Annotated in this window: 25 protein-coding genes and 1 riboswitch; of the genes, 7 read left to right on the top strand and 18 right to left on the bottom strand. The window is 35.1% G+C overall.

Annotated elements, in window-relative coordinates:
* Positions 1 to 62: 62 nt before the first annotated feature.
* From H2O64_RS01370 to H2O64_RS01350, 5 genes are all read right to left on the bottom strand, one after another.
* Positions 63 to 2,081 (bottom strand): DUF3857 domain-containing protein, encoded by a 2,019-nt coding sequence (locus H2O64_RS01370; protein ID WP_187560339.1) that lies wholly within the window; start codon positions 2,079 to 2,081, stop codon positions 63 to 65.
* A 32-nt stretch (positions 2,082 to 2,113) separates the two neighbouring features.
* On the bottom strand, positions 2,114 to 4,021 hold the full coding sequence (locus H2O64_RS01365) for a DUF3857 domain-containing protein (protein WP_187560338.1): 1,908 nt from the start codon (positions 4,019 to 4,021) through the stop codon (positions 2,114 to 2,116).
* Positions 4,022 to 4,131: 110 nt separating this feature from the next.
* Positions 4,132 to 4,584 (bottom strand): D-aminoacyl-tRNA deacylase, encoded by a 453-nt coding sequence (dtd, locus tag H2O64_RS01360; protein ID WP_187560337.1) that lies wholly within the window; start codon positions 4,582 to 4,584, stop codon positions 4,132 to 4,134.
* 340 nt (positions 4,585 to 4,924) lie between these two features.
* On the bottom strand, positions 4,925 to 5,878 hold the full coding sequence (gene rsgA / locus H2O64_RS01355; RefSeq protein WP_187560336.1) for a ribosome small subunit-dependent GTPase A: 954 nt from the start codon (positions 5,876 to 5,878) through the stop codon (positions 4,925 to 4,927).
* A gap of 83 nt (positions 5,879 to 5,961) precedes the next feature.
* Positions 5,962 to 7,608 carry a hypothetical protein gene (locus H2O64_RS01350; protein WP_187560335.1) on the bottom strand — a complete coding sequence of 549 codons (1,647 nt, stop codon included), beginning with the start codon at positions 7,606 to 7,608 and terminating at the stop codon, positions 5,962 to 5,964.
* Positions 7,609 to 7,875: 267 nt separating this feature from the next.
* On the opposite strand from H2O64_RS01350, the gene H2O64_RS01345 reads away from it, so the two are divergent.
* Genes H2O64_RS01345 through H2O64_RS01335 form a run of 3 tightly spaced genes read left to right on the top strand, consistent with a single transcriptional unit; the run spans position 7,876 to position 8,603 of the window.
* Complete coding sequence (locus tag H2O64_RS01345) at positions 7,876 to 8,121, top strand: hypothetical protein (RefSeq protein WP_187560334.1); 246 nt, start codon at positions 7,876 to 7,878, stop codon at positions 8,119 to 8,121.
* A 25-nt stretch (positions 8,122 to 8,146) separates the two neighbouring features.
* Complete coding sequence (locus tag H2O64_RS01340) at positions 8,147 to 8,395, top strand: hypothetical protein (protein ID WP_187560333.1); 249 nt, start codon at positions 8,147 to 8,149, stop codon at positions 8,393 to 8,395.
* A 25-nt stretch (positions 8,396 to 8,420) separates the two neighbouring features.
* On the top strand, positions 8,421 to 8,603 hold the full coding sequence (locus tag H2O64_RS01335) for a hypothetical protein (RefSeq protein WP_187560332.1): 183 nt from the start codon (positions 8,421 to 8,423) through the stop codon (positions 8,601 to 8,603).
* A gap of 64 nt (positions 8,604 to 8,667) precedes the next feature.
* Here the strand turns inward: H2O64_RS01335 and H2O64_RS01330 are convergent, their stop codons facing one another.
* From H2O64_RS01330 to H2O64_RS01310, 5 genes are all read right to left on the bottom strand, one after another.
* Positions 8,668 to 9,750, bottom strand: a complete 1,083-nt coding sequence (locus tag H2O64_RS01330; protein ID WP_187560331.1) for a bifunctional 3-deoxy-7-phosphoheptulonate synthase/chorismate mutase type II — start codon at positions 9,748 to 9,750, stop codon at positions 8,668 to 8,670.
* Positions 9,751 to 9,976: 226 nt separating this feature from the next.
* A complete protein-coding gene (locus H2O64_RS01325; RefSeq protein ID WP_187560330.1) occupies positions 9,977 to 10,825 on the bottom strand; it encodes a prephenate dehydrogenase in 849 nt (282 codons plus the stop codon).
* A 1-nt stretch (position 10,826) separates the two neighbouring features.
* Positions 10,827 to 11,204 carry a nuclear transport factor 2 family protein gene (locus tag H2O64_RS01320; protein WP_187560329.1) on the bottom strand — a complete coding sequence of 126 codons (378 nt, stop codon included), beginning with the start codon at positions 11,202 to 11,204 and terminating at the stop codon, positions 10,827 to 10,829.
* A gap of 1 nt (position 11,205) precedes the next feature.
* A complete protein-coding gene (locus H2O64_RS01315; protein ID WP_187560328.1) occupies positions 11,206 to 12,351 on the bottom strand; it encodes a pyridoxal phosphate-dependent aminotransferase in 1,146 nt (381 codons plus the stop codon).
* The gene (locus tag H2O64_RS01310; protein ID WP_187560327.1) at positions 12,348 to 13,178 is read right to left on the bottom strand and encodes a prephenate dehydratase; all 831 of its coding nucleotides are present in this window, start codon (positions 13,176 to 13,178) and stop codon (positions 12,348 to 12,350) included. Before H2O64_RS01310 ends, H2O64_RS01315 begins: the two co-directional genes overlap by 4 nt.
* A gap of 705 nt (positions 13,179 to 13,883) precedes the next feature.
* Here H2O64_RS01310 and gldA point away from each other — a divergent pair.
* Positions 13,884 to 14,780 (top strand): gliding motility-associated ABC transporter ATP-binding subunit GldA, encoded by an 897-nt coding sequence (gene gldA, locus H2O64_RS01305; RefSeq protein ID WP_187560326.1) that lies wholly within the window; start codon positions 13,884 to 13,886, stop codon positions 14,778 to 14,780.
* Between the two features lie 269 nt (positions 14,781 to 15,049).
* Here the strand turns inward: gldA and H2O64_RS01300 are convergent, their stop codons facing one another.
* The 5 genes from H2O64_RS01300 to H2O64_RS01280 form a co-directional block, all read right to left on the bottom strand.
* Positions 15,050 to 15,187 carry a hypothetical protein gene (locus H2O64_RS01300; protein WP_187560325.1) on the bottom strand — a complete coding sequence of 46 codons (138 nt, stop codon included), beginning with the start codon at positions 15,185 to 15,187 and terminating at the stop codon, positions 15,050 to 15,052.
* Positions 15,188 to 15,690: 503 nt separating this feature from the next.
* On the bottom strand, positions 15,691 to 15,831 hold the full coding sequence (locus H2O64_RS01295) for a hypothetical protein (RefSeq protein WP_187560324.1): 141 nt from the start codon (positions 15,829 to 15,831) through the stop codon (positions 15,691 to 15,693).
* Positions 15,832 to 15,995: 164 nt separating this feature from the next.
* Positions 15,996 to 16,739 carry a head GIN domain-containing protein gene (locus H2O64_RS01290; protein ID WP_187560323.1) on the bottom strand — a complete coding sequence of 248 codons (744 nt, stop codon included), beginning with the start codon at positions 16,737 to 16,739 and terminating at the stop codon, positions 15,996 to 15,998.
* A 127-nt stretch (positions 16,740 to 16,866) separates the two neighbouring features.
* Positions 16,867 to 17,433 (bottom strand): hypothetical protein, encoded by a 567-nt coding sequence (locus H2O64_RS01285; protein WP_187560322.1) that lies wholly within the window; start codon positions 17,431 to 17,433, stop codon positions 16,867 to 16,869.
* 109 nt (positions 17,434 to 17,542) lie between these two features.
* Positions 17,543 to 18,637: an acyloxyacyl hydrolase gene (locus H2O64_RS01280; RefSeq protein WP_187560321.1), complete on the bottom strand. Its 1,095-nt coding sequence runs from the start codon at positions 18,635 to 18,637 to the stop codon at positions 17,543 to 17,545.
* 206 nt (positions 18,638 to 18,843) lie between these two features.
* Here H2O64_RS01280 and H2O64_RS01275 point away from each other — a divergent pair, with 206 nt between their 5' ends.
* The 3 genes from H2O64_RS01275 (at position 18,844) to H2O64_RS01265 (ending at position 20,156) form a co-directional block, all read left to right on the top strand.
* Complete coding sequence (locus H2O64_RS01275) at positions 18,844 to 19,035, top strand: class I lanthipeptide (RefSeq protein WP_187560320.1); 192 nt, start codon at positions 18,844 to 18,846, stop codon at positions 19,033 to 19,035.
* A 33-nt stretch (positions 19,036 to 19,068) separates the two neighbouring features.
* Complete coding sequence (locus tag H2O64_RS01270; protein WP_187560319.1) at positions 19,069 to 19,263, top strand: hypothetical protein; 195 nt, start codon at positions 19,069 to 19,071, stop codon at positions 19,261 to 19,263.
* 695 nt (positions 19,264 to 19,958) lie between these two features.
* Positions 19,959 to 20,156, top strand: coding sequence for a hypothetical protein (locus H2O64_RS01265; protein WP_187560318.1), 198 nt, complete (start codon positions 19,959 to 19,961; stop codon positions 20,154 to 20,156).
* Positions 20,157 to 20,225: 69 nt separating this feature from the next.
* On the opposite strand, the gene metF is transcribed toward H2O64_RS01265, so the two are convergent.
* The 3 genes from metF to H2O64_RS01250 all read right to left on the bottom strand — a co-directional run bounded on the left by metF (position 20,226) and on the right by H2O64_RS01250 (position 25,233).
* Positions 20,226 to 21,182: a methylenetetrahydrofolate reductase [NAD(P)H] gene (gene metF, locus H2O64_RS01260; RefSeq protein WP_187560317.1), complete on the bottom strand. Its 957-nt coding sequence runs from the start codon at positions 21,180 to 21,182 to the stop codon at positions 20,226 to 20,228.
* A 190-nt stretch (positions 21,183 to 21,372) separates the two neighbouring features.
* Complete coding sequence (metH, locus tag H2O64_RS01255) at positions 21,373 to 24,072, bottom strand: methionine synthase (protein ID WP_187560316.1); 2,700 nt, start codon at positions 24,070 to 24,072, stop codon at positions 21,373 to 21,375.
* A gap of 159 nt (positions 24,073 to 24,231) precedes the next feature.
* Entirely contained in the window at positions 24,232 to 25,233 is a 1,002-nt protein-coding gene (locus H2O64_RS01250) for a homocysteine S-methyltransferase family protein (protein ID WP_187560315.1), read from the bottom strand.
* Between the two features lie 311 nt (positions 25,234 to 25,544).
* Positions 25,545 to 25,647, bottom strand: a riboswitch (SAM riboswitch).
* Positions 25,648 to 25,733 lie beyond the last annotated feature (86 nt).

The following is a 25,733-nucleotide window of genomic DNA, read 5'->3' as shown; positions in this document are numbered from 1 at the left end:
TATAGTTTTTTGGTGAATTATTTTGTGTGATTGTACAAAAACCGCTGAACTTTTTGCAGTACTTATATTTTCTTCAATACTACTTTTTCTTTTTCTTTTTCCACCAACATTTTATAGAATTCACGTAATGCAGCGTATTTGTCTGGTGTAATGACAGACGAATTGATTTCTTTTGACATGACTACGCTGATTCCATTTGGTGTTTTAGAGATATTGAATGAATACGCTCCTAAGTTATCTGGCAATCGAACTGCTGCAGCTTCTGGCAATGATTCTACTTCATAACCTGCTGGCAATTGAATGTTCATCATAATTTTTCGTTTCCACGGATATCCAAAATCAACTGGATAGACTCTTTCTTCGGTCTTGAAAACATTTTCTGAAGTGGCCAAAAAGAATAATGGCGAAAAGTAGAGTTTATCTCCAATAACTTCCGCTTGTGATTCTTTTGTGAATGCGTATGATTCTAATACAGGCTTTCCAATTTTCTTCAAGTTTTTTACAGCATGTTCGTCAATTTCGATGTCTCCAATTGCATTTTCAAGTTTTTCAAGATAGTCGTCTTTGTCAGCTTTTGTATAGATTTCTCTAAATTCTAACGCATTGTGTGATGTGAATTGTGTACGTTGCTTTCCTGCTAAATCTCCGTTTTCATCTAATGTTACACTTAAACTTGTTGCACGCAATGCAGCTTGGTTCGGCATTAAACTGATTTGACTCCAACTTCCATCTTTACGAATGAGTCTTCCTGACCAGTTTAGCGCACGCAACGGCAATACATTTGGCTCACCATAGTAGTTTGTGGCATCTAATAGGATTACAGCATCTTCTACTTCTATCGCAGCAATTACATAGTTGAATCCATTTAAGGTTGGAAACATTTTGATTCCATGTCGTCGTGTGCTTAAGATTACAGGGTTTGCATTGATGCCTGCATAACGTAACATTGCTGTTAGCATTAGGTTCATGTCTGATACGTTTCCTAAGTTTTCTTTGTATGCTTTACGAACACCTACATCGGTATATTTTCCGTAGTTTCCATTCCACTTTACTTTGTTTCGAACGTAGTTATAGATTAGCGACGCTTTTTTCATATCGCCCGCAACACCTTCTATTAATCCGTCGATATCATCTTTGAAGTATGATTTTTTTTCTAATTCTCCTCCAAAGGCTTGACTTCTATAAATCGTTTTTACGACATCATCCCATGATTTTGATAAGTATTTTGGGATATCGTTCGGATATTGTATTTGTGATAATTCAAATTTTACAGCACTGCGATAGTTTTCAATGTTGCTCACAAAACTTTCATCTTTTAATGCTGGCACATCTTTTAGGTTGAATTTTGTGATGTTGTAGTTGAATTCAACATCATCTCTACTAAAAGTTGTTTTCGTAGTTGCGAAAGTACTATTTCCACCACTTCTTGAACTTCCAGTTAGCGTTATTGTACCTGGACGATTTGCTTCAATAGGTTTTAGTAAAAAGTATCCTTTGTAATGCTTTTTGTACGTGAAGTATTCAGGTGCTTCAAATACGACTTCGATATGATTTACAGGAATATTATATTGAAGATCTATTTCGTTGATGTTTCCATAATACGGGGAAGTTATTTTGTATTTATATTCTACAACCGAACCTTCTTTTACATTAGGCATGGTTAGTTTTTCTACTTCAACATATTCTGACCGTTTTTCTTTGAAGATTCCGTCATTTCGGAGTTTGGTATCTTCTATTTTTCCGTTTTCTAAGTTGTAGGTATAGGCTTTTAAACCTAAAACTTTTTCACGTTCGCCACTTCCTTTGTAGAGCGGAATGTAATGGTTCGCCATTTCAAAACCATCTTTTTTGTATATTTTGATCCGTTTGTGAACGTTCGTTTCTACGTAAAAACCTTGTCCTTGTATGTACCGAAATGTAACGTACAATTTTTCATAAAGTATGGCTGCCGAAGCTTCTGGATCTTTTGGATGTTCTTTTTCTTCTAGTTCTGCTTTGGAAATTTTTCCAAATTTAACTTCTTGTGCATTTAATGCTGCAAAACATACAAACGCAAAAGTTAGTAAGATGTATTTTTTCATCTGTGTATATTTGTTAATATTGAATAGGGTGTTTATTTTTTGATAAGTACAATTTTAGAACCATCGTATTTGACAATTTTTTTCATGAAATTTCGATAGTTTTTATACTCTTCTTTTGGGTATAAACCATCATTTATTTTGATCTCTCTTTTGTATTGTAGTGTTTGATCGTCTTTTTTTGTAATTGTAAAAGAGTAACTTCCAAATTTGGTTTCGTACGTTACATTGTCGGGAATCGCTTCTATTTCGTAATCGCTTGGCAATTTGATTTCATAATCGTCCGTATCGTAATAACCTCTTTGAATTTCTAATGGAAATTTACGATTTCGATAGCGATCAGGAATGTTGGTTTGTCTGTTTAGAGCATTTGGTGCAAATAACATCCGATTGCCCGTAACGACTCCATACGCATCCGCATTGAATTTTACTTTTTCAGAGAACGCAATGGTTTCTTTGTCATTTTCAAGCGCAATTCCATCAACATTGATATTATTTATCGTTCTAAAGTATTTTTTGTAGTGTTTGTCTTTTTCAATGTCAGACCAATCTTTTAGGTAATACCGGTTATCATACTGAATTCCTTCTGTTTTTATCGAAACATCCGCCGTTAAGTTTCCTTCATTGTTTAGCGTGTATGAACCTGTTGTTTCTTGTAAACTTTCTTCCGCAGTGTATTTTTTGGTGCGTTTTATTTTTCCACCTTCAGGAGTAATCACCAATACATTTCTGTTATCGGTAAAGTCGCCAATGTGTCCAAAAGGCACTTTTTGACTTGTACATTCAAGCCAAATATCATCGCCGCCATTTGGAATGTTTAGGATAACATGGTTTCCTTGTGCTAGCGACGCAAAGTCATCATAGAAACCTACTATTTCATTCCCAGCTTCTACATGTGTGTAATGAGATTCTACATCTACAATTTTTAATAAAGCCATCATGTAGTTCGTCAATCCTTTACAATCGCCATAACCAACTTTGTCTACTTCTTCTGCTGGAATCGGTTGAAAACCTCCAATACCAACTTGCACACTGATGTAGCGTGTTTTGTTTTGCATGAATTCGTAAATGATTTTTGCTTTTTCGCGATCGGAAGTTACGCCAGCCACTAATTTTTGAATGGTTGCTTTTGTTTCTGCATCGACAGTTGTACGACCAAGGAGTAGACTTTGATGCATCCATGAACCAAATTCTTCCCAATTGTTGATTTCGGCGGTAACGCCATCATAGCTAAATTTATTCAACGCAAAGAATACTTTGGGTTCTATTTCAGATTCTGATGGACTTAATGATTCAGGTTTTATGCTTGATATATTTTCGATGATGTAGACAAGTTTCCCTTCTTTTTCTTCTTTTATGACACCAAATTCCTCTAAGTTGAGTTCTTTTTTGTGTAGTGTAAATGATGGTGGATAGGTTATTTTGTAACGACTTTTTTGAATTCCGACATAGTATCCAAGCGGATTGAAACTTGGAATGTTTGCCGTATTTTTTGTTTGTACAACACAGGTAAATACTGCCGTAAACGGATATGCAATTGGCATGTAATCTATGTATTTTACACGCGAATCAGAATACATGGTGCCGCCATCTACCGCACTTACATCTACAAAATCGCGTTGACGAAATTTCTTGATTTGTTTCCCTAATTTGTCATAGATTCTAACTTCTGCCTCTTTTACTTTGATGTCATTGTCATAACCGACAACTGCTCCAATTTTGTAAATTCCGCTTTCGTTTAAAACAGTAACAATTCGTTTTTGCGAAATTTCTAAATCATTGATTGCTTTTACCGCAACAATTGTTTCATCGAGACGGACGACAGCATTCGCATTGTCTTTTAATTCTTGAGGAAGTGTTAAATAACTTTTGAGATCGTCCTGTGAGAATACTAAATTTACATTTAATAATAAAAAGACAATCCATACTAACTTAATGCGCATACATATTATGTTTTATTCGATATCGTGGGGAAACATTCTACGAATATAAGAAAAGAAATGGTTTCTAACGTTGAAATTTCGCAAGTGTAAGAAAAAGTTACTAAACGTAGTTATTCTTTGTTTTTAGAATCTATGATGATTGTTACAGGACCATCATTTAGCAAAGCAACTTTCATATCGGCACCAAAAATGCCAGTTTGCACTTTTTTTTGAAGATCTTGCTCTAATTGTCCTACAAATGCTTCGTATAGCGGAACAGAAGTTTCTGGTTTTGCTGCTTTGATATAACTCGGACGATTTCCTTTTTTAGTACTTGCATGCAATGTAAATTGACTTACTACAATTGCGTCGCCGTTGGTGTCAATTAGTGAAGTATTCATCACGTCGTTTTCATCATTGAAGATTCTGAGTTTGGCTATTTTGGCAGAAAGCCAAGCAATATCTTCTGGTGTGTCTTCGTGTTCAATTCCAAGGAGAATGAGCATTCCATGACCGATTTCAGCTATCTTTTTAGCTTCTACGGTTACGCTTGCTTCTGAAACTCTTTGGATTACGGCTTTCATTTATAATTAATATAGTTTTATTCTTTTGATCAAAATTATAATTTTCTAAATAACTTATTATTCAAGCAAGTATATTTTTCGTTTTTCATTTTCATTTTCTTTGCTCGCACAAAGAATACTGAATCAAGTTCAGCACTGGCATCAACAAAAGAAAGTGCGCTTTTTAGTTCATGCGTTTCTATTTCAAACTAAAGTATTCATGAATCTTCGATTTCCAGAGGTGTTTTTGACTGAAAAAGTCAAAACCGTATCCATTTTTCTAAATTTTCTCCAAGGCTTCAAAAATTCTTAACGAAAAATGTATACTACACTGCGGAAAAAGAATTGTATTGTCTATAAATTATTCATCTTTGAATTCGTCAACACGGTAATTGTTGTCATCGCCTTCTATGATTTGCACGTAGCTTTTGTAGCGCGACCACGCAATTTCACCTTCATCTACAGCGTCTTTGATGGCGCATTTTGGCTCTTCAATGTGAATGCAGTTGTTGAATTTACATTTGTTTTTTAGTGCTAGAAATTCTGGGAAATAGTTGTCTATTTCTTCTTTTTCCATGTCTACAATTCCGAATCCTTTGATTCCTGGTGTATCAATTATTTTTGCGCCAAATTCTAAATCGAACATTTCAGCAAAGGTTGTTGTATGTTGTCCTTGCTTGTGTTGTTCCGAAATTTCTTTTGTTTTTAGGTTTAATGTTGGATCAATTGCATTGACTAAAGTAGATTTCCCAACTCCTGAATGTCCTGCAAACATACTTACCGTTCCTTTCATTCGCGCTTTGATAGCATCAATGTTTTTGTTTTCCTTGGCGGAAATCTCTATACATTCATATCCAATATTCTCGTAGATATCTCTGAGATACATCACTTCCGCACGTTTTTCAATTTCTGTGTAGGTATCCATTTTGTTGAATGTTAATACACATGGAATTTGATACGCTTCTGCGGTAACTAATAAACGATCTATGAAACTTGGAAATGTTGGTGGATTGTCAATCGTAATTAATAGAAATACCTGATCAATGTTGGAAGCAATGATATGCGTTTGCTTGGATAGGTTGACCGATTTACGAATGATATAGTTTTTTCGCTCAAAAATTTCATCAATAATTCCTGTTTCGGTATTATTTTTTGCTTCTAGCGTAAAGTTCACTTTGTCACCAACCGCAATCGGATTGGTACTTTTGATTCCTTTGAGTCTAAATTTCCCTTTAATTCTACATTCATACGCTGTTCCATCTTCAGTTTTCACCAAATACCAACTTCCCGTAGATTTATAAACAGTTCCTATCATTACTGCAAAGATCAAGATTATTCTTATAACTAACAAAAGGTTTGTACTTTCATACAAACCTTTTTATTTATGTGTGTTTTAAATTAGTTTTGAATTTGCATTCTCCCTAATTTGTCTTTCGATCTTCTTGATGCGTAAATGATGTAATCATTGGCTCCTTTTCTGTAATAGACTCCTGGTCTGATGACTAATTGTCCGTCTTGATATTCTTCTGGATCAATTCTGGTAATTTCTCCTTTATCATCAAATACAAATGCAGTTGGAATTGCTTTGTTATAGTTTCCTAATCTTTTAATTTTTTCAATATCAGTAACACCAATATTTTTTTTATTATCATTAAAAACAACCGTTAATTGTCCGTTTTCATAGATAGGAATGGCGCTTAAGTATTCTGGACCTCTACCTGCAACTGCAATTGGAATTGCGATTCCAACACCAACCGAAAAGTTATTTCCACTTGCAAAACCAAAGATTCCCAATGAGAATACAGTAAAAGCAGCCTTCTGCTCTTTTGGAATTACATTTGTCCAAGCTACAGTTCCATCAGCATTTAAAGAGGTTACTATAATTTCGTTATTGATGTATATAATTGGTTGTACTGCTACAGGACCAATTCCTTGTGCTCTCCCTACAACTATTTGCTGATATTCAGATAGTAAAAATAATCCGCCGTCTTCTTTTTCTATCAAACTATGCGTTCTGTATAAAGGCTTGATGTCTTTGTCTTTTTTAGCTCTTCGTTCTCCAATGAGTTTTACTTTTGTTTCATAATCAAACTTATTGAATTTCAGATTGGTTACTTCATTCGTCTTTGCATTAATAGTTGCAGCATATACACCTCTTAATTTTTTGTTTGCTTTTCCATTTTTACGCACACTTGAGTAGAATCCCACTAAATGCAACACATCATTATTTGTTGCTAGTAATTCACAGTTGATAACTTCTCTGTTTATAAAATCGATATTAATGATTTCTTTTGCGTAACCACTTTCTTTTTTGAATGCGTGTACTTCAAATTTTTCAATGTTTTTTTTCGCTTTACGATCTCTGTAACTTTCGTTGATGACAATGAAAATATCATCGTATACATTTACATCAAAATCAGCAATGTTGAATTCTAAGTCTCTTCTGTCTTCAAAAGGAACAGTTTCTAAGTTTGTCATTACAGCTTGAAGATTTTCATCAAATAATTTTACTTCGTACTGTACTTCTTCTTTTTTATCAAAGAATGCTGCGTGCATAATTAGCAAACGATCGCCTGTTGGTGATTCTTTGAAGTAGAAAGCACCTCTTTCTCGCTTCTTGGTTACCTTTGTATTGAATAGTATTTGTCCATTTTTTGACAATTTTCCATCTGCCGAAATAGGAAATCCTACTAAATGGTTTTCTTTTGCTTTCCGATCGTACAAGCTTCCAAATGCATATAGGTTGTTTCCAATGACAATGATTTCTTCAAACGTGAGATCTTTTCCTTTGTATTCTGTAAATTCAATTTGCTGCGTACCGAGTATTTCCATTTTGTCTGCACCAAACATTTTTAGGAAATATTTCTTTTTCCCTTTGCGTGCTAACGTGTAGATTTTTCCATTGAGTTCTCCGGCAATTCGAACAATTTTTTCTTTGTCTTCTTTGATTTCTTCTCCATAAGAAATTGTAATAGGACCTAATTTTCCTTGCGCATTTACGTTCAATACAAAAAGAAATAGCAATACGTGTACAATGTGTTTCATCTGTGTTTTTAAAGTTTTAGGGTGATTTTTGTTTGCAATAATTTGTGGGAGTTGGCAAATGTATAGATAAATTTTAGTTATCAAAATAAAATTGATAAGTGCTTCGTTTTTGACAAAAATTTAGTGTTGCGTTTTCATAAACCATCAACAATCTACTTATCACGTTTACAACGCTTTATTGCGAATTTATAAACCGTCAATAGTGTTTCTTTTTTTGATGAAAAATTATTTCTTCTTTTGATTCATATTAATTTAAAACTAAAAATTATGAAAAAACGAAATTTAAAAAGTCTAGCATTAAACAAAACATCTGTGTCAAATCTTACAGGAGGTGGAGAAACTGTAGACACTGGAACCCTTACGGGACCAACTGTGACTGTTCCAAACTCAAATTTTATTGGTTGTTGGTCAGATGGTGTAAATTCTTGCCTAAGTGAGTATCGTACAGCTTGCGAACAAACTATGGAAGAAACATGCGGTATTGAATGTGAAAGTATTCAGAATCCATTTTAATCATCATTTTTAAAATCTTGAAGTTATGAAAAAACGAAATTTAAAAAATTTAGTATTAAATAAAACATCCGTATCTAATCTTAATGGAGGTGGAGAAACTTTAGACACTGGCACCTTTACAGGACCAACTGATACTGCGCCAAACTCAAATTTTATTGGTTGCTGGTCAGATGGTGTAAATTCATGTCCAACTGAAGCACCTACCTGCGGACAGGAATCAGTACTATTTGAAACATGTGGTATTGAGTGTGAAAGTATTCAGAATCCATTTTAATCATCATTTTTAAAATCTTAAAATTATGAAAAAACAAAATTTGAAGAGTTTAGCACTTCATAAGAAGTCAATTGCTAGTTTTAGTATTAAAGGTGGTGATAATCCAATTGATACTTCTGGCGGAAGTGAAGAAAATCCGAATTCAATGGATATTTTAAAGTGTTCGCCAGAAACGCTCATTGCAAATACAGATTGTACGTGTGCATAGTTTTTTGTAGCATTGCTGAACATAAAAAGCGAGCCAATTGGCTCGCTTTTCTGTATTTATCTTATTAGTTATTCACTATTTTCTCTTGATGATTGATCGATTCTTGGTGAATGGCTTTGAAGATTTTAAGGATAAATTCTTCACTTAGTTTATTCTCTTCACCTTCTAAGATCATCTTCCCTAAGATTTCATTCCAACGTTTGGCTTGTAAGATGGCAACGTTTTTCTCTTTTTTCAACGCACCAATTTTATCTGCAACTTTCATACGTTTTCCTAACATTTCAATGATTTGATGGTCAATAACATCAATTTGTGTACGGAACGTGTTTAATGCATTTCGGTATTCAGCTTCGGTATCAGTAGCCTTTCTGATTTTTAAATCTTCCATGACTTCTACTAGTCTGGTTGGCGTGATTTGTTGTTTGGCATCACTCCAAGCATTGTCTGGATCAAAATGTGTTTCTACCATTAAACCATCAAAGTTTAAGTCTAAACCTGTTTGGCAAATGTCAAAAATGATATCTCTTCTTCCTGCAATGTGCGATGGATCTAAGATTAATGGTAAATCTGGAAAACGGTTTTGCAATTCAATCGGAATTTGCCATTCAGGATTGTTTCTGTAACGCGTTTTTTCATAGGTTGAAAATCCTCTGTGAATGACACCTAATTTTTTAATATCTGCCGAATATAAACGTTCCACAGCACCAAGCCATAATGGTAAATCAGGATTTACTGGATTTTTGACTAATACAATTTTGTCTGTTCCATTTAATGCATCTGCAATTTCTTGTACAATGAATGGGCTTACCGTTGAACGTGCACCAATCCATAATACATCAACATCATGTTCTAATGCTAAACGCACGTGTGTTGCGTTGGCTACTTCCGTAGCTATCATCATTCCGGTTTCTTGTTTGGCTTTTTGCAACCATTTGAGTCCGAGTGCGCCCACACCTTCAAAGTTTCCTGGACGCGTACGCGGCTTCCAAATTCCTGCGCGCAATACAGTTGCGTCCGTATCTTTGAGCTCATGTGCTATTTTTAATACTTGTTCTTCTGTTTCTGCACTGCATGGTCCTGCGATTACTAATGGATGTTCTAATCCGAAAGCATCTAACCAGTTTCTAAGTTCTTTTTTGTTTTCCATGGTTTTTCTTTTTTTTACTTTTTGCGTTATCCTTCGATCAGCTCAAGACACGCATATTATTCATTATTATATTGGTTCTTTGGGATTTCCACTTTCGTGGGAACTTCCGCGTTAGGGATAGCAGCGGCATCCTCCCGATTTTCTCGGGAGATACAGCGGATAGCCCGACCAAGAGGCACACTGAGGTTTTCTCGAAGTGTGCTTCTTGGAAACGCCCTAATTATTGTTATTTGATTCCGTTTAATATTTTTTTAATGTGATTCGTATTTTCCATTTCTTTATAGATTCCCTCAAAATTATCTTGTACCATCAATGCTTTGAATTCTTGCAAATTGGCAATGTATTCGTCTAATGTTTCAATGACGTTTGTTTTGTTTTGCTCAAATATTGGTGTCCACATCGCTGGCGAACTTTTTGCCAAACGCACTGTGGAAGCAAATCCACTGCCTGCCAAATCGAAAATATCACGTTCGTTTTTTTCTTTTTCAATGACTGTTTTTCCTAACATAAATGCACTTATGTGCGATAGATGTGATACGTATGCAATGTGTTTGTCATGCGATTTCGGATCCATATATCGAATGCGCATGCCTAAGTGTTTGAATAGTTCTAATGCTTTTTCTTGCAGTGTAAATGCTGTTTTTTCAACTTCGCATATAATATTCGTTTTGCCTGCAAATAAACCATTGATCGCTGCTTTGGGTCCAGAAAATTCAGTTCCTGCAATTGGATGCGCTGCCAAAAAGTTTCTTCGCTTTGGATGCGTTTCTATGCTTTTACATATTTTTTCTTTGGTTGAACCAGCATCAATAACCAACGTATCGTCACTAATTGTATTTAAAACTTCCGTAATAATATCAATTGATACGTGTACCGGAATCGTGATGATGACAATATCAGCATTTTGCATGCTCGAAACGGTTGCTTTTTTATGAATGAGCTGTCTTTGCAGTGCTTCTTCTAAATGTGCATCGTTTGTGTCAATTCCGTACATCACAGCTGCTGGATATTTTTCTTGAATATCTAACGACATGCTTCCGCCAATGAGTCCGATTCCTATGATGTATACGTTCATGTTAACTAATATCTATGATTTTACTTATTTTTTGATCTTTAAAAGAGAAGACACTTTTACCATTCAATGTAATTTCCGCTCCTTTTTTTATTTCTTCAGACAGGTCTACTGCTACTATGCCTTGATAGTTAATAGCAACAACAACTTCTTTTTCATTTTTTGAAATATCAACAATTCGCTGCATTCTGGATTCAAATAGTAATGCTGCTTTTTTAGCTTGCGCTTCAAATTCTTCAATTCCTTGGGTTGCGAGTGTCAATGTTTCTGATGCATAGTTTTCAAAAACAATATCTGCATGCAAATCTTTCAACATTCCTGAAATATCAAATGCATTGTACGCATTAATGTACGCGTGTATGATTTCTATTTTTTGCTTCATATTACATTCTATTGATGACTTCTTTTATTTTTGCTTCGGTTACACATAATGAAAAACGTACATAACCTTCTCCTTGTGTCCCAAATATGCTTCCTGGCGTGATGAATACATCTTTTTCATAGAGTAATTTGTCTATGAATTCTTCTGAGGTTAGTTCATTGGTTGCAGGTAGTTTTGCCCACACAAACATTCCTGCCGTTTCCTCATCATATACACAATTCAATTTTGTCGCCAATTCCCAAACAAGTTTACGGCGTTTTTCATATATTTTATTGAGCGTTGCAAACCATTCTTTGGAACTTGCCAATGCTTGGATTGCGCCTTTTTGGATTCCGTAAAACATGCCCGAATCCATATTACTTTTTACTTTTAATACGTGTTGAATGTGTTCCGCTTTTCCCATCACCATTCCTGTACGCCAACCTGCCATATTGAACGATTTACTGAGTGAATTTAATTCTAAAGCCACATCTTTTGCACCATCAATTGCTAGAATACTCAACGGTTCCTCGTTGAGAATGAAACTGTATGGATTGTCATTGATAATCAGGATTTGATGCTTTTTTGCAAAAACAATCAAGTTTTCAAAGAACGCTTTCGTTGCTTTTGCGCCTGTTGGCATGTGCGGATAGTTGACCCACATCAGTTTTACTTTGCTTAAGTCTTGCTGTTCTAATTGTGCCAAATCGGGCAACCAATTGTTCGCTGCTTTTAGGTTGTAATATTTTGGAATTGCGCCTAATAGTTTCGTTACCGAAGTGTAGGTTGGATAACTCGGATTTGCAATTAATACCTCATCGCCTTCATCTAAATATACCATGGAAATGTGCATGATTCCTTCTTTGCTTCCCATTAATGGTAAGACTTCATCATTCGCGTTTAACGCAACATTGTAATTTTTCTGATAGAAATCTGCAATGGCATTTCTCAGCTCAGGAATTCCCTGGTAGCTTTGGTATTTGTGTGCTGTATCGTCGTGTAAACTTGCTTCTAAAGCGTCTACTACAACTGTTGGCGGTTGCAAATCGGGGCTTCCGATTCCGAGATTGATGATCGGTTTTCCAGCCGCTATTAATCCGCGTACTTCTCGTAATTTTTTAGAGAAATAGTATTCTTCAACCGTATGTATGCGTTTTGCAGGAATCATGAGTTTCGTTGGTTTTTGTAGGTTCCTAACACTTTTAAACTTGTCGTCATTATTTCCAATATGGAGATTGCTTTGGTATAGTTTTCATACGATTCAAACGTAACATCTACGAAAAAGGCATATTTCCAAGGTGTTTCTATAATTGGTAAGGATTGTATTTTGGTTAGGTTGAGTTTGCAATCGCTCATAACATTGAGTATGGTTGCTAAACTTCCTCTTTTGTGATCTAATTCAAATCGTAAGGATGCTTTGTCTATTTGATCAATTCCGTTCGTTGGCTTTTCTTTTTGTAGAATTACAAAACGTGTCGCATTGGTTTTGATCGTTTGAATTTCTCCTGAAAGAATTTCTAAATTGAAGAGTTCCGCTGCAGTTTTTGTAGCAATTGCCGCAATTCCTTTTAGTTGTTGTTGTTCTATTTTTTGTGCAACTGCTGCCGTATCTACATCTTCTACCAATTTGATTTGTGGATATTGCTTAAAGAATTCTTTACACTGCAACAACGCCATCGGATGCGAACAAACTTCCGTAATATCTTGAATGGTTTGATTTGGCAACGCCATTAAATGATGATGAATGTTTAGGTAATATTCACCATTGATGTGAATGTTATTTGCATCAATTAATGCATAGTTTGGAATGATAGAACCTGCAATGGTATTTTCCAATGCCATGATTGCGTAGTTGCATTTTCCATGCATCAAGCTATGTACTAACGCATCAAAAGATAGACATTCGTCCAATTGTACTTCGTCTCCGAAATACGCTTGTGCTACTTTGTGATGGTTGGAACCTTGAATTCCTTGTATGGCAATTGTTTTTTTCATTCGTCTATATACTTCACCTTAAAAGGTTTATTTGATATAATTTTTAATCAAAATACTTCTCAAAAAGTATTCAATTTTAGTTTTTTATTTTAGTTCGTGTCATTTCTATTTTAAAATTAAGGAACTTATGAATCTTCAATTTCGTTTTCTTTGCTCGCCCAAAGAAAAGAAACAAAAGAAAAGGCGCTTTTTCCAGAGGTGTTTCTAGTTTTTTCTCTGAAAAACTAGAACCGCAATTATTTTCTAAATTTTTTCCAAGGTTTCAAAAATTCTTAACGAAAAGAATTACTACACTGCGGAAAAAGAAAAACCGTTTAGTTTTTATATAAAATTCACATTACCCTAATTACATATAACATCTCTTTTTTTAATTTTTATCCAAAAAAAAAGTTCCGAATATATTTCGGAACTTACTTTGATATGTTTTGAGTTTGTTTACACTAAACTATATAACAAGGAGTTCCAACTTTTTTCTGTAGAAAAAGTAAAAATAACCTTGCCAAAAATAGTTTGCTTTAAACATCGTTGTTTCCATTTATGTTTAGCTAATGTATAGATTAATTTTTGTAATCAAAATCGTTTTCCAATATTTTTTGAAGAAAAACGTTTTTATCAGTAAACCATCGTATTTTTTGTTTTTATTTGATTTAATGATGCAAAATACTGATGAAAATTTATGTAATTTTGAATCTCTAATTCCTGAACATGTCTATTGTAGTAGAAAATATCACTAAAATTTATGGCGAACAAAAAGCATTGAATGCAGTTTCTTTTCGTGTTGCTAAAGGAGAAATTGTTGGTTTTTTAGGCCCAAATGGTGCTGGAAAGTCTACCATGATGAAAATATTGACGACCTATTTGAAGGCGACTTCGGGAAATGCCGTTGTGAACGAGTTTGATACGATTGCTAATGCACGAAATGTACAAAAGAGTGTTGGGTATCTTCCTGAGCACAATCCGTTGTATTTGGATATGCATGTGCGTGAATATTTAGCGTTTAGCGCGAATGTACACAAAGTAGCAAAGTCACGTATTGATGAAGTAATCAAAATGACAGGGCTTTCGCCAGAAGCTCATAAAAAGATTAGTGAATTGTCAAAAGGATATCGTCAGCGTGTTGGTTTGGCAAATGCCTTATTGCACGATCCGGAAGTGTTGATTTTGGATGAACCCACAACAGGTTTAGATCCGAATCAATTGACAGAGATTCGAAATTTGATTACTTCGATTGGAAAAGAGAAAACTATTTTTCTTTCCACACATATTATGCAAGAAGTAGAAGCTATTTGCGATCGCGTGATTATTATTAATAAAGGAGAAATTGTTGCTGATACTACATTAGCAAAACTTCAGAAAGATCAACAACAGGTAATTGAAGTTGAGTTCGATTACCGTATTGAAGATGTTTTACTTGAACAGATTCCGCATGTGACACAAGTTGTGAATACACATGGTTTGGTCTATGAACTTACGTTTGACACGACAAAAGATATGCGTTCGACTGTATTTGATTTTGCGCATGATAATGAATTGAAAGCATTGCAAATTAATCCTAAGAATAAAAATTTAGAGAGTTTGTTTAGAGAGTTGACGGCTTCTTAGATTCGCTATGCTTTTAGACTGCTTTGCTTTTCGATCGCTTCGCTCTTAGATTGTTGGATTACTACTTTTTTGTTGATTTGTTTTTCTGTTTTTTCGTTTTTCTGCTTGTTTGGTTTGTTACGAATTCTCGAATTATTTTCAGAATATCTATACTTTATTGAGTTTTCAACACACGCTATTTAATTGAAGTATTTTTACTATATTTAAAGTGCTATAAAACTTCTTTTAATGGAAAAATATACTTTAATAAACTCAACGAGATCATTTCGTTATGCACAGATTAATGTGGCATTAGTTTGTATTTCCATTCTTTTAATTTTACTTAAACCTGAAGGAGCAAATAGAACTTTTTCATTTTTGTTTGGAGCAATTTTTTGCGCATTCAGTACACTTGGTTTTTCAGGCATGTATTTTTATCACAGAGGAACAACTGAGTTTACGTTTTGGAAAAGGAGATTTTCTTTTTTAGTACATATTTGTATTTGCTTATTGATCCTTTTTTGGTTTTTAACAGCTTGCGCCTATGTTCTAAATGTTATTAAATAACGTGAGTTCGACATAAGAAATCGTCAATATAAACTGCCAAACGCAATAAAATTAGCATTTTGTCACTTCGAGCGCAGTCGAGAAGCTTAAAAAGTACTATAATTTTATTGAATCTCGACTGCGCTCGATTTGACATTGGAGTTAAATATATGATAAACAGTATATTAAAAAATAAGTTATATCGAACTCACGTTAAATAGTAGGTTTCTTTTGGAAATTTATTTTTCTCTCCACGAATTCACGTATGTTTGACTGTATAGAATTGACATTTGAAAGTTCTCACATCTTAATATTCCTTCAAAATATCACATAAAAAAGCGAACCGAAGTTCGCTCTTGTTATTCCTAATTAATAGACATTATTTTTATCCAATACAAAGGCAAAATGTTTCCTCAAGTGAAGTTTGTTTTGTTGTTGGCAATTTTCCTCCATTAATTTTTACGCTATTTACAATGCTTATTGTTTTTTTTCTAAGCAATAAATTTTTTACTTTTTTTTCTCTCATGACATTAAAATTTTAAATTAATAATAGCATGAAAGTAGTATGTTAAAACACCTAAAACAATAAACTTAACCTTTGGTTCTTAAACTGAAGGTAGTAAAAATTAAATTTTACAATCCTTAATAAAACAATTTTCAAAAAGAGATATAATGCTAATAATGAGTCGATTATTCGAAAATAAGCTGCCCTGTGTAATGCGCCGTAAGTGCTATGATTGGCGGACGATTTACCGCAATTACATCACCAGTTCCAAAGATGTCTCCCGAAAGTTCCAACTGTGGATTGATAATGATATCATTACTTCCACGAGAGAAGATAGAAACTGCATTTGCTGCAAAATTTTGGGCTTCTACGCGTGAATTTCCACCAGGAAAATTGATGTCAAAAATATCAGTACTTCCTGAAATGAATAGATTCGATAAGTTATTGAACAAAATATTTAGTTCCTGATTTTGTACTTGTAATGTAAAGTTTCCAGAAGCTGCACTTTCGTTGGTGAAATTTTCAGAAATCAAAGTGAGATTTGGATAGGTTAAAATTCCGTCCGAACGCACTTCAAACTGAGTTTTACTTATAATTTCCGTAATGTTCGGCGAAGTCACATAAATTGTGGTGATTCCGTAATCGCGAACATAATTGCAGTTATTATTGTCAAATAAGAATAGCTTGTCTCCAATAACAGTTGCTTCTACTTCATTGATCAGATTTGCGCCCGATTCTATGATTATTTCTTGACTTGCGCCATCTTTTATCACTAGATTAATTCCTTCATTGACTTCTATTTTAGAGAAATCATTCACGCGAACTTCTTCCGTGATGATACTTCCCGACGCTTGAAAACAATCGTTCGCATCTTCTTTGTCACAAGAAATGAACGTTAGAATTAGTAGTATGAAGTATAGTTTTTTCATTTATTCAGTATTCAGTATTCAGTATTCAGTATTCAGTATTCAGTATTCAGTATTCAGTATTCAGTATTCAAAGTTATTTTTTCAAAATTGGCAAAACCTACTATTCTGTCAAATAAAACATTCAATCTTACAAGCCAAGGAAACCTATTTTTCTCTTTACATCATTTGCTTTCTTATTAAAATTTAGAAAACAGATTGCGGACACCATATACTTACTTACATTCGGCATGTCTTTATTGGTGATTGCCATATTTGCAGCAAACGTCAATTTCCAACTTCCTGAACCAACTCCTATTTCTGGTCGTACGCGCAAGCTATTATTTTTTTCCATATCAAAATACCAAGGCGTACTGATTCCTACATTTAGATATAATAAATTTGCCCAAATAGCTGCTTTTGGCGCAATGATATAATTATGATTTATATAGTGTTCTGTCGAGATTGAATATCCTGCTCCGCCAATGGCAGGTATTTTACCCGTAGTTATTTCTGTCCAATCATAATAAAAATAACCGATTTCAAACATGGTTTCTCTAGCGCCATGAACACCTAAAAGCATCCCTTTTAATTTAGGATGATCTTTTTGTGCTATTTTATTTTTCTTCTCAATATTTTCTTCTGGTGCTATTTGCGCAATTCCTAATTGACAAATAAGCAATACTGCTACTAAACTGTACAAAACTCTTTTTTTCATCTTTTTACATTTTTGATTGCTATTGTAAAGAGTCTGTATTTTTTCGATTGTTACATTTTTTGTTCCTTATAAGCTCAATACACATAACTCAATTCTAACAACTATCAAACTACAATCGAATTCCGACACCAAATTCCGTAGCTTCTGCTTTGGCTCCATGTGATTTGAGCGTCATGACTGCATACCACTTTTTGCCAAAATATCGCTTCATTCCCGCACGAATATACGTTCTACCTTCAAAATCCACAGGATAATACGCGTAATATCCTAGCTGTGTAATAATTGAAAATCTACTGATAAATAATTCGTGTCCCACAAATATACCAACGCGCTTAAAATCTTCATCGCCTTTGACTGCTCCATTAGGAAATGCAATCGATCTGTATCGAATCCATTCATCTAAAAAGTTAGAGAAAAACACTTCTGTTCCGAGTTGTATGGCGCTTCTTCTTCCCAATCGTTTGTCAGCATACGCAGACAGAATTGTAAAACCATACTGCCCACTTCCAATAGCATCACTTTCGTTGATTCCTGCTCGCAAAACAAAGTTAAACTTGATGGGTTCTGAAAACTTCTGAATGCTATCATTCTTTGTAAATTCAATCAGTGAAGTATCGTCTAAGTTATAGTTGACACCAACATTGACAGCCAAAGTATTGATACTTGTGTTTGGTGCTTTTACATTGGCATTGGAATAGTGAACGAACGACAATCCGGCTTGCACACCAAATCGGTCAAATAGATTTTCCTTTTTGTAATTGAGCATTAAATATGTACTGCTCATAAAGCGTGAACCAAAAGCAATATTGCGAAAGTTATCTTTTTTGTCATACGGATTGCTTGTGTAAGCCAATCCTTGACCGATACGAAACATTAAATTTCGTTTTAAAAAGTAAAAATTATAATGTCCATACACGGCAACATTTTCCCCTAAGTATTCATTTTTTAAATTTTGATAGCTGAATGAAACTCCATAATCAGGATAGTTATAAAATTCAGACCAATCGTCATACCCAAATGTTTTTTCGTTGTAACTGATAATAAAACCTTCTGGATGTCCTGTAATCAGGTGCAGAATATCATTATTATGTCGCACAATACTTCCGCCAAAGTAATTGACTTCAATACTTGCCGCTTTCTGCGATTTTTCTTGTGCAAAAGCAATTGTCACACAAAAGAATAAGAGGAAAACTATTTTTTTCATTGCGTTGACAAATGTAGTTTTTATTTTAAAAAAATAGTTTTTTCAGTCGTATTTATTGGTAAAAAGCTGATTCATGAGGTAAAAAGACATTTCTAATCTCCTTATATATGTTAACTACTGCATCCACTTACTACTTGTAATGCAAAACCTCAGCGCATAACTATTTCATTTGTATATATTTAGACTTAACCAAAAAACTTAATATTATGAAAAAAAAATCAATTGGAAAGTTGAAGTTAAAGAAAGCTTCTATTTCTGCGCTGAATGCTAATGCCGTAAGTGGAGGAACTATTGGAGGCACCTTATTTTGTCAATCCGTAAATATCTGTGAAACGATCGATTTTACACGTTGTAACGGTGAGCTAAATTGTCAATTTTATGATCGGAATGCCAATTAATCAATAGAATTAAATTTTAAAAAACTTAAAACCATGAAAAAAAAATCAATTCAAAAATTAAGATTAAAGAAAACAGCAGTTTCTAAGCTAAATGCAAATGCAATCTCTGGAGGAACCTTTGGAAATACAGAAATTTGTTTGTCTGTAAACTTCTGTGAAACGATCGATTATACTGCGTGTATCGTAGCAGGCGGTCTTTGTGAAATTTATACTAGCCCGCAAAGATAATTTCGAATGTCATTTTACAACAAGTAAGGGTTTACTTATTATAAATCAAACACTTACAGCAATCACGTAGTGAAAGTAGTGTAAAACCCGCACGAATATCTATTGCTTTGCTATAGATTTGACCTAACCAAATTACTTTAACCGTGAATTATAAGTTGATGACCATATACTGAAAGGGGAAAGCAAATAGAATGTGTCAATTCGTTTGTGATTCAGTATACTTTTTGTTTCACTTTATATCACGGAAAATAAGTTGTCAATGTATTGACAACACCCACAAAACTGATTTTTAAAAATAATCAATTTGATGTTTAGTTAAAAGAGGAATCTAAGGCATTCCTCTTTTTTTATGCCCTATTGTGAATTATGTTAAATATAGCGAACACGTAATTCTAGTAATGCAAAACCACTGCGCATACCTATTTTGTTATCATATATTTAAGCTTAACTAAAAACTTAAATTATGAAAAAAAAATCAATTAAAAGGTTGAAACTTCAGAAAGCTTCTATTTCTAAGTTAAACCAAAATGAGCTGACAGGAGGAAATTACACGAATACATTATTGTGTGAAACGGTCTTCTGTGAAACTATTGATTACACTAGATGTAAAGGAGAATATCAATGTCAAATTTATCCATATCCTGTAAATCAAACTTTTTAGTCAACTTTCATTTTAATCTAAAAAAACTTATATCATGAAGAAAAAATCAATTCAAAAGTTAAAACTTAAAAAAGATTCCATTTCAACACTGAATGCGCAAAGTATCACAGGTGGATTTGGAGATTCTGTATACATCTGTGAATCCATAGATGTTTGCCGAACAGTTGATGTAACTAGATGTTACGGAAATCTTAATTGCGGTTTGTTTGACGCAAACACGCTTGGATGTTAAACTACTAATTTTAGTAGTATCTAAAAAGGTCATTTGGAGAAGTATTCTTTTCAAATGACCTTTTTTTAGTTAAAATATCTTTTTTGCAATGGCTTCAATATTGCTCGATCTTCCCATAGAGTAGTAATGCAAAATCGGCACACCTGCTTCAATAAGTTCTTTACTTTGTTGCGTACACCATTCAACTCCTACTTGCCGAACGGCTTTGTTATCTTTACAACGAACAATTGCCATAATGAGATCATCCGGTAAATCTACATTGAAACGATGCGGAATTAAGTTCAACTGCTTTCGTGTTGCAATCGGTTTCAATCCCGGAATGATAGGAACCGTAATGCCTTCTTTGCGACACTTTTTTTCAAACTCGAAGAATTTTTGATTATCAAAAAACATCTGCGTTACAATGTATTCCGCGCCCGCTTTTATCTTTTTCTTTAAAAAATGAATATCCGAATCCAAACTTGGCGCTTCCATGTGTTTTTCAGGGTACCCCGCAACACCCACACAAAAATCAGTTTTGGAAGAGTTTTGCAATTCTTCATCTAAATATTTTCCGTTGTTTAAGTCTTGTATCTGACTTACCAATTCGGAAGCGTATGTATGTCCGTCACTTTCAGGTTTAAAATAGGTTTCACTTTTCACCGCATCACCACGTAAGGCAACCACATTGTCAATTCCTAAGAAATCTAAATCGATCAAGAAGTTTTCTGTGTCTTCCTTCGTAAATCCACCACATAAAATATGCGGAATAGCATCTACTTGATATTTATTCTGAATCGCGGCACAAATTCCAACCGTTCCTGGACGTTTTTTTACCACTTGTTTTTTCAACAATCCATTCCCCAATTCTTTAAACGTATACTCTTCTCTGTGATACGTTACGTCAATAAATGGTGGTTTGTATTCCATTAACGGATCAATATTATCGAATATCGATTTAATATCTTGTCCCTTTAATGGCGGTAATATTTCAAAGGTAAACAATGTTTTTCCCTCGGCATTTGTGATATGTTCTGTTACTTTCATCTGTTATTTTTTTCATTCCCGTGTAGACGGGAATCTCATTCTTTTTCTCTCAATCTTTTTTTTGGGCGTTCCCACAAAAGCTTATTTCTCATTTCCGCTCCGCTCAATGTTCAAAAACCTTTTATGGTCGTGCTATCCGCTGTATCTCCCGAGAAAATCGGGAGGATGCCGCTCCTATCACTAACGCGGGTTAATCCGCCAAGTTTGGGTGCAACCATTTTTGTGCTTTTTCTATGCTAATTCCTTTTCTATTCGCAAAATCTTCAACCTGATCGTTTGTAATTTTCCCCAACCCAAAATACTTTGCTTCTTGGTTTCCGAAATAATATCCAGAAACGGCTGCAGCTGGCCACATGGCTAAACTTTCCGTAAGTGTAACACCTATGACTTCTTCAACGCCAAGCAATTCCCAGATGGTTTCTTTTTCCAAATGATCGGGGCATGCCGGATATCCTGGCGCTGGACGAATTCCTTTGTAACTTTCCTTAATTAAATCTTCATTGGTTAAATTTTCACTCACATCGTAGCCCCAATGTTTGGTTCGGACTTGTTTGTGTAAGTATTCAGCAAATGCTTCTGCAAATCTATCTGCAATGGCTTGCGCCATAATTGCGTTGTAATCGTCTTGCTTTTCTTTGTAACTATCTGCCAATTCTTGCACACCAAATATCGCTACACAAAATGTTCCCATATAATCTTGCTTGCCTGTTTCTTTTGGTGCTATAAAGTCTGACAAAGCAATGTTTGGAACTTCGGCACGTTTTTCCAATTGTTGACGCAGTGTTCTAAAAACAGCAACTTCTTTTCCGTTTTTCTGAATGGAAATATCATCATGATTAATTGTGTTTGCTTCAAACAATCCAAAAATTCCTTTTGCTTTTAGCGATTGATTCGCAATGATTTCTTTGATCATTTCTTGTGCATCCGCAAATAATTGTGTTGCTTGTTCACCAACCACGTTATCCGTTAAAATCGCTGGATAATGTCCGTGTAAATCCCACGATCTAAAGAATGGACTCCAATCGATAAACGGAACTAATTCTTTCAAACTTAATTGTGTAAGTTTCTGGATTCCGAGTTCATTTGGTTTTACGATGTTGCTCGTTTCCCAATCGATTTTATATTTTTTTCGTCGCGCTGCTGATAATGGAATGTATTTTTTTGTTTTTCTACGTTTTAAGAACTTTTCGCGGAATATATCATAGTCTTCCTTTAGCTTTTTGCGATAGATTTTTGATTTTTTCTTATTTAACAAATCACCCACAACCGTCACTGCTCTTGATGCATCATTGACATGTACGACCGCATTTTTGTATTCTGGATCAATTTTTACAGCTGTATGTGCTTTGGAAGTCGTTGCGCCACCAATCAATAAAGGAATGCTAAAGTTTTGACGTTCCATTTCTTTGGCTAAATACACCATTTCGTCTAGCGAAGGCGTAATTAAACCAGATAATCCTATGACATCTACATTTTCCGCTTTGGCTGCTGCAATGATTTTTTCGGGTGCAACCATCACACCCAAATCTACAATTTCGTAATTGTTACAACCGAGTACGACACTTACAATGTTTTTTCCAATATCGTGCACATCACCTTTTACGGTTGCCATTAATATTTTTCCTACTGCCCCGCTTTCATCTTTCGATGATTTGGTAGCATTTTTCTTTTTTTCTTCTTCAATATAAGGGTTTAGATAAGCAACCGCTTTTTTCATTACACGTGCCGATTTTACCACTTGCGGTAAGAACATTTTTCCTGAACCGAATAAATCGCCCACGACATTCATACCAATCATGAGGTTTCCTTCGATGACTTCTAACGGTTTTTCTGCTTTTTGGCGTGCTTCTTCTATGTCCTCTAAAATATATTTATCAATTCCTTTTACGAGTGAATGTGTGATACGTTCTTGCAATTCGAAACCGCGCCATTCTTGAATGGTTTCTGCACTTGCTTTTTTTGTTCCTTTGAAAGCTTCCGCCAGATCCAATAAACGTTCCGTTGCATCTTCTCTCCTATCAAACATTACATCTTCTACATGTTCTAACAAGTCTTTTGGAATGTCATCATATATTTCTAACATTGCAGGGTTTACGATTCCCATGTTCATTCCAGCTTGAATGGCATGATATAAGAATACTGAGTGCATCGCTTCACGCACAACATTGTTTCCTCTAAACGAAAACGATACATTACTCACACCGCCACTGACACTTACATTCGGATAGGTTTGACGCGTCCAACGTGTTGCTTCAATGAAATCAATAGCATTTTTGCGGTGTTCGTCCATTCCGGTTGCTACGGGAAATATGTTTAAATCAAAGATGATATCTTCTTCAGGAAACCCTACTTTGTTGACTAATACATCGTACGAACGCGCCACAATTTCTAAACGTCTTTCGTAGTTGTCTGCTTGTCCAACTTCATCGAAAGCCATGACAATGACTGCCGCTCCGTACCGTTTGATTTGTGTTGCTTCCCAGATAAATTTTTCTTCACCTTCTTTTAGTGAGATAGAGTTTACCACCGACTTCCCTTGTACCACTTGCAATCCGGCTTCTATGATTTCCCACTTGGAGCTGTCAATCATGATGGGCACGCGACAGATATCTGGTTCGGCAGCAATGAGGTTTAGAAACTTTACCATGGCTTCTTTTCCGTCAATTAAACCATCGTCCATGTTGATATCGATGATTTGCGCGCCACCATCTACTTGATGTCTGGCAATTGCCAACGCTTCATCAAATTTTTCGTCTTTGATGAGTCGCAAGAATTTACGCGAGCCTGCTACATTGGTTCGTTCTCCTACATTTATAAAGTTGCTATTTTCGTTTAGAACTAGTGGTTCTAAACCTGAAAGTCGCATATATTTAGTTTGCTTTATTTTCATAATTTGTAATACTCGTATTAACTATTATCTTTTATTGATTTACAGAGATTTCAATTGTATCTCGACTGCGCTCGATATGACATTCATCAATAAAAGTTATTCTGCGTAAAAGGCTGAAATTCGTATTCATTTTAAATTTTATTTACCAACAACAAATAACTAACAACTAACAACTACCTGACGTGGTTTGTATTTCGCAGCTACCTCAGCGATTGCGGTGATATGATCGGGCGTTGTTCCGCAACATCCACCGATAATATTTATTAGATTTTTTTTGAGGTATTCTTCTATTTGAGCAGCCATTTCTTCTGGTGATTCTTCGTATTCCCCAAAAGCGTTTGGCAATCCTGCGTTTGGATGCGCTGAGATTGCAAAGTCCGTTTTGTTCGCAATGGCTTCTAAATGTGGTTGTAATAGGTTTGCGCCTAACGCACAGTTAAATCCGACGGATAGTAACGGAATGTGTGATACGGAGATTAGAAATGCTTCTGCGGTTTGCCCAGATAGTGTACGTCCGCTTGCATCAGTAATGGTTCCGCTCAACATGATTGGAATTGTAATATCGCGTTCTGTTTTTACTTCTTCGATGGCAAATAGTGCCGCTTTTGCATTGAGCGTGTCAAATACTGTTTCGACTAATAATACATCAACGCCACCATCTAGTAAAGCTTCTACTTGTTGTTTGTACGCTATACGCAATTCGTCAAATGTTACGGCGCGATAACCTGGATCATTTACGTCGGGTGACATGCTTGCTGTTCGGTTTGTTGGACCAATGGAACCTGCTACAAAACGTGGTTTGTGCGGTTCTTTGGCTGTGAATTCGTCAGCCACTTCTTTGGCAATTTTTGCCGATTCGAAGTTGAGTTCGTATACCAAGTCTTCCATTTGATAATCAGCCATCGCGATGGTAGTTCCGGAGAATGTATTGGTTTCTACAATGTCTGCACCCGCTGCAAAGTATTTTGCATGTACTTCTTTGATGGCGTGTGGTTGTGTGATGGATAGCAAGTCATTGTTTCCTTGCAATGGTGTTGGGTAATCCTTGAAGCGTTCGCCACGGAAATCAGCTTCCACAAATTTGTAGGCTTGCAACATGGTTCCCATAGCGCCATCGAGGACAAGGATTCGTTTTTCTATTTCGTTCCAGATGTTTTTCATTTTTTTTTGTTCTTCGTTCTTTCGTTAATTCGTTCTTTCGTTCTTTCGTTTCATAGTCGCTTCGACTCCGCTCAGCGTCCTTTGTTTTGTTTTCATGACAACCTTAGTGCTTTGTTTAGCACAGGCTTTCCTTGGCTTTTCTATCTGCGTTAAGGATAGTAGCATTGTCGGAGCTCTTTTTGTGCTGTGATTTCTGCGAAAGCAGGAATGACAGTACAAAAAAGCGACTGCGAATAGCCTGACCCGCTAGGGTAACGCCCTAATTATAAGTTGTATCAAAAAAGTGTGAGGAAATGAAGTGAATTTCTCTTTTGTTATCTATCCGCTTGCGCAGTAGAATGTAGCACCTTCTTTATGTGTAAAGGGTTGCTAAGGCTTCAACGGGTCTAATCCCTCGGCCTTTCTTGATAACGACAGTATGTATATGAACTATTTATTTACACAAATTAACGGCTTCCAAAAGGAAGATGCAAATATTTTTTAGTGATTTTTATACGATA

The sequence above is a fragment of the Kordia aestuariivivens genome, assembly GCF_014397005.1.
Lineage (GTDB): Bacteria > Bacteroidota > Bacteroidia > Flavobacteriales > Flavobacteriaceae > Kordia > Kordia aestuariivivens.
This window is presented reverse-complemented; position numbering and strand designations above follow the sequence as displayed.

Bases quoted from the DNA above. Each gene is read 5' to 3' on its own strand.
- H2O64_RS01250 (WP_187560315.1), bottom strand. From the start codon at position 25,233: ATGAAAAACATCTGGAACGAAATAGAAAAACGAATCCTTGTCCTCGAT.
- rsgA (WP_187560336.1), bottom strand. From the start codon at position 5,878: ATGATAGGAACTGTTTATAAATCTACGGGAAGTTGGTATTTGGTGAAA.
- H2O64_RS01325 (WP_187560330.1), bottom strand. From the start codon at position 10,825: ATGAACGTATACATCATAGGAATCGGACTCATTGGCGGAAGCATGTCG.
- H2O64_RS01310 (WP_187560327.1), bottom strand. From the start codon at position 13,178: ATGAAAAAAACAATTGCCATACAAGGAATTCAAGGTTCCAACCATCAC.
- metH (WP_187560316.1), bottom strand. From the start codon at position 24,072: ATGAAAATAAAGCAAACTAAATATATGCGACTTTCAGGTTTAGAACCA.
- H2O64_RS01315 (WP_187560328.1), bottom strand. From the start codon at position 12,351: ATGATTCCTGCAAAACGCATACATACGGTTGAAGAATACTATTTCTCT.
- H2O64_RS01300 (WP_187560325.1), bottom strand. From the start codon at position 15,187: ATGCCTGAAAAACCAAGTGTACTGAATGCGCAAAAAATTGCTCCAAAC.
- H2O64_RS01290 (WP_187560323.1), bottom strand. From the start codon at position 16,739: ATGAAAAAACTATACTTCATACTACTAATTCTAACGTTCATTTCTTGT.
- metF (WP_187560317.1), bottom strand. From the start codon at position 21,182: ATGAAAGTAACAGAACATATCACAAATGCCGAGGGAAAAACATTGTTT.
- H2O64_RS01370 (WP_187560339.1), bottom strand. From the start codon at position 2,081: ATGAAAAAATACATCTTACTAACTTTTGCGTTTGTATGTTTTGCAGCA.
- H2O64_RS01275 (WP_187560320.1), top strand. From the start codon at position 18,844: ATGAAAAAAAAATCAATTGGAAAGTTGAAGTTAAAGAAAGCTTCTATT.
- H2O64_RS01340 (WP_187560333.1), top strand. From the start codon at position 8,147: ATGAAAAAACGAAATTTAAAAAATTTAGTATTAAATAAAACATCCGTA.
- dtd (WP_187560337.1), bottom strand. From the start codon at position 4,584: ATGAAAGCCGTAATCCAAAGAGTTTCAGAAGCAAGCGTAACCGTAGAA.
- H2O64_RS01350 (WP_187560335.1), bottom strand. From the start codon at position 7,608: ATGAAACACATTGTACACGTATTGCTATTTCTTTTTGTATTGAACGTA.
- gldA (WP_187560326.1), top strand. From the start codon at position 13,884: ATGTCTATTGTAGTAGAAAATATCACTAAAATTTATGGCGAACAAAAA.
- H2O64_RS01345 (WP_187560334.1), top strand. From the start codon at position 7,876: ATGAAAAAACGAAATTTAAAAAGTCTAGCATTAAACAAAACATCTGTG.
- H2O64_RS01320 (WP_187560329.1), bottom strand. From the start codon at position 11,204: ATGAAGCAAAAAATAGAAATCATACACGCGTACATTAATGCGTACAAT.
- H2O64_RS01365 (WP_187560338.1), bottom strand. From the start codon at position 4,021: ATGCGCATTAAGTTAGTATGGATTGTCTTTTTATTATTAAATGTAAAT.
- H2O64_RS01270 (WP_187560319.1), top strand. From the start codon at position 19,069: ATGAAAAAAAAATCAATTCAAAAATTAAGATTAAAGAAAACAGCAGTT.
- H2O64_RS01295 (WP_187560324.1), bottom strand. From the start codon at position 15,831: ATGAGAGAAAAAAAAGTAAAAAATTTATTGCTTAGAAAAAAAACAATA.
- H2O64_RS01265 (WP_187560318.1), top strand. From the start codon at position 19,959: ATGAAGAAAAAATCAATTCAAAAGTTAAAACTTAAAAAAGATTCCATT.
- H2O64_RS01280 (WP_187560321.1), bottom strand. From the start codon at position 18,637: ATGAAAAAAATAGTTTTCCTCTTATTCTTTTGTGTGACAATTGCTTTT.
- H2O64_RS01285 (WP_187560322.1), bottom strand. From the start codon at position 17,433: ATGAAAAAAAGAGTTTTGTACAGTTTAGTAGCAGTATTGCTTATTTGT.
- H2O64_RS01330 (WP_187560331.1), bottom strand. From the start codon at position 9,750: ATGGAAAACAAAAAAGAACTTAGAAACTGGTTAGATGCTTTCGGATTA.
- H2O64_RS01335 (WP_187560332.1), top strand. From the start codon at position 8,421: ATGAAAAAACAAAATTTGAAGAGTTTAGCACTTCATAAGAAGTCAATT.